An 8,189-nucleotide genomic window follows, 5' to 3' on the forward strand; every position below is an offset into this window, starting at 1 on the left:
CTCATTACCGCCCGCATCAGCGCCATCAGTGATATCAATCACCACCTGACCATTGGTGGTATCGCCATCGTTATCAGTGGCGGTTACGCCTAAATTCAGATTAACAACATCATTCGTTGATTGATCAATAGAGCCTGTCACTTCAACAGTATATGAACCATTCGTTGCAACAGTCACCACCATCACGGGTTTATTATCACTATCAACAACCGTTAGAACATTTCCTGAAACCGTAAATGTGGTTGCCTCACCGTTACTGGTAATACCTTGCAGACTCGGTTGGTCAACATTGAAATCAATATGGTGGATAGCATCAGAGCCAACATCAAGTGGCACATCACCTGTAATAACCTGACCATTTTGGGTGGTTTCATCAATGGTTGTGCCGGTATCGGTACCAAACTCTGGGTTCGCACCATCTTTAATAGTAATATCAACATTAATTGGCTTATCAAGTAAATTACCATTTGAATCAGCACCTTGAATCGCAACATCAACAGTAATACTATCGCCATCATGTGAGACCAACCCACTGCTATTACCTCCAACATGATCAATCGGTTGATTAATAGTTGTCGTAATATTAACACTAACATCACGCCCATTTTCAATTGTGGCATTCAGAGTAATGGACATTATGGTTTCGCCATTAAGCGTACCAACAATTGAATTTGTTTGAGTGTCATAAACAAAACTAACAGCTTCGCCACCAGTCGTGATTTCATTATTAAGTTCAAAAATCAAAGAATTAATAGCAAGAGGGTCAAAAACAAAAGAAGCAGTATCAAGAGGAAGCGTTGCCGCTTCAACAGCAATGGATATTGAGATTTGAACCGGATATTCCTGTTCACCTGCCAGTGGAGATAAGTCCCCCTCCACAACAGTCATAACGCCTACTTCACCGCCATTAGCAGCTAAAATAATTTTGGGATCAATGATTTGAGCATTACTCGGAGGATCATATGCAGTATCAAAACCAGCTTTAGCTAATACAGCATTATTGTCATAATTGATTGTAATAAAACTGGCGGTTGCCGATGAGCCATTCAATCCTACATTACCAGCAGCACTCTCATTACCAGCCGCTGACGCTTCAAACAATTCTGTCGGATCTTGCCCTGCTAAAATGGCATTTTGTAATGCTGTAATATCAGCAACAGAAAATGAAGAACCGTCTTTAGCCTCTCCATTAAAAGTTAGACGATTATTTAATTCAACAGTTTGAGCACCAGCAGGCGTTAATACTGTACAACTAGAGCAAGGTAAATTAACAATTTGTTCTATACCATCTTTAATAACTATAAATTTAGTATCACGGTTAGTGACAATAACCTCATTCATTTGAAGTGTATGAATATCTATGATGGGTATAGGTTGCTGGTTTGGCTGAAGAATAAAACTCTCGCCATCAACAAGTTTAAACGCTTCAACTTTATTATTATTCTTAACCATGAAATCGCCCAACCTTATAACATTTTTGAGAGCAGAGTAGCCAAGCTATATAAATTAAAATCGATCTTATTATATTAAAATAACTTTACGACAACACTTCAACAGCTTATCATCAGTTTCAATTACAAACAAACAACATGTTAACATGTAAGGCTGACTAACATTTACATTATAGTTACTTATAGATTACATAACGCATGCTAATACAAACATTGTTTAATGTTCTGTATACAAAACATAGCAATATGTTTTATCACTAAAAAAGCCTGTATCGTCATAATTAATATATTGTTTTTTAAAAATGGCCACATTCTTACAAATAGTTATTTAGATACATAGGGTTTTTATATGAGTAAAAAAACCATCTCGACATCAAACAATGATCTCGATTTTATTGATGATAAGTCAGCTGCATTGCTACTAAATACACCTAAAAGTGCCAGAATCATTTTATGGGTAATGATATTATTTTTCTTTATCGCATTTACTTGGGCTTATTTTGCAAAACTCGATAAAGTAACGACAGGTTCAGGAAAAGTTATTCCGTCATCGCAACTACAAGTAGTACAAAACCTCGAAGGTGGTATTGTTAAGCAGGTTTTTATAAAAGAAGGCCAACAAGTTAAGAAAGGTCAAACATTACTACTCATAGATGACACACAATTTAAATCTGACTTTGAAGAAAAAACCCAAAGTCTTGCAGCCATGCAGGCCGATTCGTTACGTCTTAATGCATTACTTGCCAATGTTACCGTAAATAAAAACACTAGAAATACCGACTGGCGAAAAAATGTTAATGTGACGAGCACTTCTCCCGCTTTTACTGCTAATTTCAAGAACAAGCATGCTCAATTAGTACGCAGACAACTTAACCAATTCACGGGGAAATTAAATAATTTAGAAAACCAATTGTCTGTTGCATCACAGCAAGCATCACAAAAAGAACGAGAACTTACTGAAACTCAATCACGAGTAACTAATATTCGAAACAGCTATAATATCGCAATGAAAGAATACAATATTACTAAACCATTAGCGGATGAAGGTGTTGTTCCTCGCATTGAGCTATTAAAGTTACAGCGTTCACTCAATGATACTAAACGTGACCTAAATTCAGCAAAACTACAAATCCCCATCACTCAAGCTGCCATTCAAGAAGCCAAATTTAAATATATATATATTGCTTTACAATTTCGCTCAGAAATTCAAGTTGAACTGAATGAAACCAGTGATAAATTATCAAGCATGGCGGAAACACAAGTGGGACTAAAGGATAGAGTTAAACGTACAACGGTTATTTCCCCTGTTACCGGCACTATTCAAAAAATATATGTCAATACTGTTGGTGGGGTTATTCAACCCGGTATGCCATTAGTAGAAATTGTCCCCACGGAAGACACGCTATTAATTGAAGCAAAAATAGCCCCTCAAGATATAGGTTTTTTAAGACCTGGATTACCAACAATTATAAAATTCAGCGCTTATGATTTTACCAATTATGGTGGTTTAATCGGCACACTGGAAACCATCAGTGCTGATACGATCCAAGATAAAGAAGGCAATAGTTTCTATCAAGTAAAAATTCGTACCGATGCAAGTAGTCTTAAAGGTCCTAATGGTGAAGCATTACCAATCATTCCAGGAATGACGGCATCAGCAGATATTATTACAGGCAAGCGTTCTGTACTTGACTATTTACTGAAACCAGTCCTCAGAGCACGTCAAACGGCGTTGAGAGAATAAAATAATGACAAAAAAATATATGTTTAAAAAAATTGTTCTATTAATTAGCCTTCAATGTTTAGCAACGCCCGTAATGGCGCAATCATTAGAGCAAGCTATTGCTGAAACACTTTCAACTAATCCTGATATAAAAAGTGCTTACAATGAATTTCAAAGTAAACATCAATTAATTAATGCGGCTAAAGGTGATTATTTACCATCAGTCGATCTAGAGGCAGGTATTGGGCATGATGATTACAAAGCAAACAGTCCTTCTGGTCAATATCGCCCTCAAAGTGCCCAACTAAATATTCGTCAATTAATTTGGGATGGTTCTATTACATATAACGATATTCAACGCAATAAAGCAGAAACAGAAGCCCAACGTTATCAACTATTATCTGATGCGCAAGATAAAGCACTAAAAGCAACCGAAGCTTATCTTAATGTCCTCCATGCTCAAGATGTACTAACACTGTCTCAATCTAACCTTAAAGTGCATCAAAAAATGTACGTTGATATCAAAAAGCGTGCAGATGCAGGTATCGGTTCGACGGCTGATTTAGCACAAGTTGATGGCCGTTTAGCCAGTTCTAATACCAATTTATTGGCTGCAGAAAGTAATCTTCAAGATAAAATTACAGCGTTTGTGCGAATTATTGGCGCTTACCCAACTGATCTTATAAAACCTGAAGTTGACAGTAATTATCTACCAATATCTTTAGATGATGCTCTCATTAAAGCTGAACAAAACAATCCAGTTGTGTATATTGCATCAAATGATATTAATGCCGCAGAATATCAATACAAACAAGCACAAGGTACTTTTTACCCTTCTTTTAGCATTGAAGCCTCACAAGAATGGGGACAAGATCTTAATGGTTCACCAGGAGATACCGACGAACTAAAAGCCATGTTAAAAATGCGCTATAACCTTTTTAACGGCGGAACGGATGTAGCTAAATCACGTCGAGCAGCTTATCAAATCAATAAATCCAAAGATATTCGAGATCGCGCTCACCGCATGTTAAAGGAAGGTACTCGCCTTTCTTGGAGTGCCTTAACGTTATCAAAAAAACAAAAAATATTCTTACAAGAACATGTTGATGCTTCTGCACGTACCGTTATTGCTTATGAAAAACAATTTAAGATAGGTCAACGTTCTTTACTGGATGTACTAAATACTGAAAACGAACTATTTGAAGCACGCAAAGCCTATTTAAGTGCGGAGTACGATGGTATTTTGGCAAAATACCGCGTGTTAAATGCAACCGGATTAATTCTTAGTGAGATGCGCGTTGAAATACCTCAATCTTGGGTACAGTCAGCTAAATAAAGGAACAAAATATGAAATACACAATTATTGGGTTATTCGCACTATCATTATTTGGCTGCTCACTTTCAGTACCTCAACCACCCATTACTAAGCAAACCAAAAATTTATTTGATAACGACAGTGATGGCGTCATTAACCAACGTGATCACTGTCCAAAAACGCTTATAAATGCTGTCGTCAATAATGATGGTTGTCCGACTTATATTGATAGCTCCGAAAAAAACAAAATTCATGTGTTATTTGCTAATGACTCTTCAGACATTCCTGAAAATCACATGCAAAACATCAGTAAAATGAGCGAGTTTTTGGTGAAATACCCCAAAACCCATATTGAACTAAAAGGTTACGCTAGTCCTGTGGGTAATGCCGCTTACAATATTGTATTATCAAAGCATCGAGCAAGTGCCGTCTATCAAGCATTAATTAATGATGGAATTACACCATCTCGAATTAAAACGATGGGATTTGGTGATAGTGATCCCGTTATCGCTTATGACATAGAAGAAAGTAATATGTTAAGTCGTCGAGTCACAGCACAAGTTGTTGGCTCTCAAGAAAATATTGTGAAAGAATGGACCGTTTATAGTGTCCGTGAAAACTAAACAGAAAACTGCCCTTTGAAGAAAATAACTTTTTGGTTACTTTGTTGTTTACTAGCAGTAAATGTTCTTGCGGCTAGTAATACACAACAAATAGAGAAAATAACTCAATTTTATGGTGAACGCGCAGGTAAACGAGCGACAGCATGGCATGCTCTCATCAAAAATTCACAACATTTAACTGAACGCCAGAAACTTAATGCTACTAATACTTTTTTTAATCAATTTGTTTTTATTAGCGATCAAAAGCTATGGGGAAAAGAAGATTATTGGGCAACACCTTACGAATTTATTGGCGCAGGTGCGGGTGATTGTGAAGATTTTAGTATTGCCAAATACAAAACGTTACTTAAGCTTGGTATTGATGATAATAAGCTAAGATTAGTGTATGTAAAAGCACTTGAACTTAATCAATTCCATATGGTTGTTGCTTATTATCCAAAACCATCAGCAATACCACTGATCTTAGATAATCTCAACGGCAATATTTTACCAGCGAATCAGCGTAACGATTTATTACCAATATACAGTTTTAATGGTAATAAATTATGGCTCGTAAAACAAAAAGGACAAGAGCAAATAGCGGGGAAAGCTTCACGTTTAAGTCTTTGGAATGATTTACGTAATCGTTCAAAAAATATCAAACTCAATCGACCACGATATACTTTTTAATAGGTAAATTACAATGACCCTTTACCGACAACTTCTTTTGTGGATGCTAGTCGTATTATTTTTATTGATAAGTGCTGTGTTTACTATTCAATTTAATACCACTAAGAGCTATTTAATTGAGCAACAATCAACTGAACTTAATAATGTTGTAAACTCAATCGGCTTTGCTCTATCTCCCTACCTAAAAGAAAAAGATTTTATTTCAGCAGAATCCGTTATTAATGCTACTTTTGATTCGGGTTATTACAGCCAAGTAAAACTAACCTTACTCGACTCCAACAAAGAAATTATTCGCCAATACCCTCAACGAATAAATAATATACCTGATTGGTTCCAATCATTAATTCATATTGAAGCAATGACTCAAACTACAACCTTAACCAGTGGCTGGCTACAACTCGCTAATTTAACAGTTATTAGTAGCCCTATTTCAGCCTATATCCAGTTATGGAAAGCAACCATTCAACTTGCACTTGGTTTTATAACAAGCCTGTTATTAACTGCTATTGTATTATCCTTAGTGCTCAATAAAGTATTACGTCCATTAAAACAAATTCAAAAAAGTGCACAAGAAATAGCACACAACCATTTCACAGATCCTTTACCTATACCCCATACTCGTGAATTATTCGATCTCGTTATTGCTTTCAATTCGATGAATACTCAGTTACAACAACATTTCAAGCAACAAGCTCAAGAAGCTGATACTTTGCGTATTCGTGCCTATCAAGATCCCGTATCAGGCTTAGCTAACCGTAGTTACCTAATGACCAACTTAAAGTCATGGTTATCACATAAACCAACCGGTGGTATCATTCTATTGAAATCTGATACTATTGAAGATAGTTACCAACAATCAGGTTATGAAAAAGGTGACAAGTTAGTACAAAAACTTACTGATCACCTAAAAGAACTTTCTACTGATAATGTTACCATCGCTCGTCTAAACCAATCTGAATTTATGCTTATTGCACCTAATGCCTCCGAAGATGATCTTATGGATACTGCCCGTTCGATGTTATATATGACATCAGAACTTAATTCAGATCCTCTTGGAATTGCACCACTTCAAGCTGCTGTTGGCATTGTCATGTGTTCAGATACTCTAACAATAACGGCTTTACTTGCTCATGCTGATAATGCAGTAAATAAAGCACGCCACGAAATTAAAGAACCCATCGCTTTATTAGAAATTAATGAAAAGAAAACAATACCAGCAATGGGTAAGCAGCAATGGAAAGCATTGGTTAATGAAGCAATTGCAAATAATCTTATTCATTTCACTTTTCAAAAAGCGATTAGTGCACATAATGACGTCATTCATAAAGAAATGTTCGCTTATATAAAAAAAGGCCAACAACAATTTAATGCTGGTCAATTTTTATCAGCTATTGAAAAACTTAATGAAGGTGCCAGATTTGACTGCTATATCATTGATACTCTTTTTAACCAATTAATAAGCAAAACAGAATCAGTGCCTATCGCTATTAATATTACTCAAAGTAGTATTAATGATACGGGCTTTATTCGTTGGCTCAACAGTAAACTTAAATCTAACCCTCAAATGAAAAAATCCGTTTTATTTGAATTACCTGAAATTTGTTTTATTAAAAACATTGATAACACCACCTTACTTTGTGAAATTATTCGCCAAAATGGATTTCAATTTGGTATCGATAATTATGGTCATAATTTCAGCTCGACAGATTATCTGAATAAATTACGACCTAGTTATGTAAAACTAGATTTTGCTTATACATCACAATTAGATGATCAAATAAAAACCGACGTTTTAGAATCGATAGCACGTAGTGCCGATAACCTTTCAATACTCACCATCGCCTCCCGCGTAGAAACCATTGAACAAAAAGATAAATTAGCACAGCTAAAAATTCAAGGTTTCCAAGGTTATGTCACCGATCAGTTAGTTAATGGGAAATAACATGAAAGATCCATTACTTCAATCACTTGCTTATATTAGTCGTTTCTACGGCCAAGCAAATTCACCGGATGCATTAATTGCAGATCTACCGCTAACCGATGGTTTACTAACCCCCTTTTTATTACCTCGCGCAGCAGAAAAGGCGGGGCTTCAGGCTAAACAAACACAATTAACATTCGATAAGTTATCACCATTATTATTCCCGGTCATTGCCATACTAAAAGGGGGTGATGCTTGTGTAGTACTCAGTATTGATCAAGAAAAAGGTGAAGCTGAAGTTGTCCTTCCTCAAAATGATGGCTCTGAGCAATGGATTAATATCAATGAATTAAATGCACAATACAGTGGTCATTTATTCTTAATTAAGAAACGTTTTCGTTATGATGAGCGTTCTCCTGAAATTTTAAAAAACCGAGATGGGCATTGGTTCTGGAGTACGCTATGGGAATCTCGTAGTATTTATCGC

At 36.0% G+C, this 8,189-nt stretch carries 7 protein-coding genes; 6 read left to right on the top strand and 1 reads right to left on the bottom strand.

The window, feature by feature from the left end:
- A partial coding sequence (locus tag GLP24_RS19440) for a retention module-containing protein (protein WP_232616414.1) occupies positions 1-1,452 on the bottom strand: 1,452 nt, incomplete at its 3' end.
- 348 nt (positions 1,453-1,800) lie between these two features.
- Here GLP24_RS19440 and GLP24_RS19445 point away from each other — a divergent pair.
- The 6 genes from GLP24_RS19445 to GLP24_RS19470 form a co-directional block, all read left to right on the top strand.
- Complete coding sequence (locus GLP24_RS19445; protein WP_101770407.1) at positions 1,801-3,195, top strand: HlyD family type I secretion periplasmic adaptor subunit; 1,395 nt, start codon at positions 1,801-1,803, stop codon at positions 3,193-3,195.
- 4 nt (positions 3,196-3,199) lie between these two features.
- On the top strand, positions 3,200-4,510 hold the full coding sequence (locus GLP24_RS19450; RefSeq protein WP_101770408.1) for a TolC family outer membrane protein: 1,311 nt from the start codon (positions 3,200-3,202) through the stop codon (positions 4,508-4,510).
- Between the two features lie 11 nt (positions 4,511-4,521).
- Positions 4,522-5,112 (top strand): OmpA family protein, encoded by a 591-nt coding sequence (locus tag GLP24_RS19455; protein WP_232579684.1) that lies wholly within the window; start codon positions 4,522-4,524, stop codon positions 5,110-5,112.
- A 24-nt stretch (positions 5,113-5,136) separates the two neighbouring features.
- Entirely contained in the window at positions 5,137-5,781 is a 645-nt protein-coding gene (locus GLP24_RS19460; RefSeq protein WP_373322865.1) for a transglutaminase-like cysteine peptidase, read from the top strand.
- Between the two features lie 13 nt (positions 5,782-5,794).
- Entirely contained in the window at positions 5,795-7,723 is a 1,929-nt protein-coding gene (locus tag GLP24_RS19465; protein ID WP_232616415.1) for a bifunctional diguanylate cyclase/phosphodiesterase, read from the top strand.
- 1 nt (position 7,724) lies between these two features.
- On the top strand, positions 7,725-8,189 hold a 465-nt coding region (locus GLP24_RS19470), incomplete at its 3' end, for a cysteine peptidase family C39 domain-containing protein (protein WP_232616416.1).

It is taken from the genome of Photobacterium carnosum, assembly GCF_021236965.1.
Taxonomy (GTDB): domain Bacteria; phylum Pseudomonadota; class Gammaproteobacteria; order Enterobacterales; family Vibrionaceae; genus Photobacterium; species Photobacterium carnosum.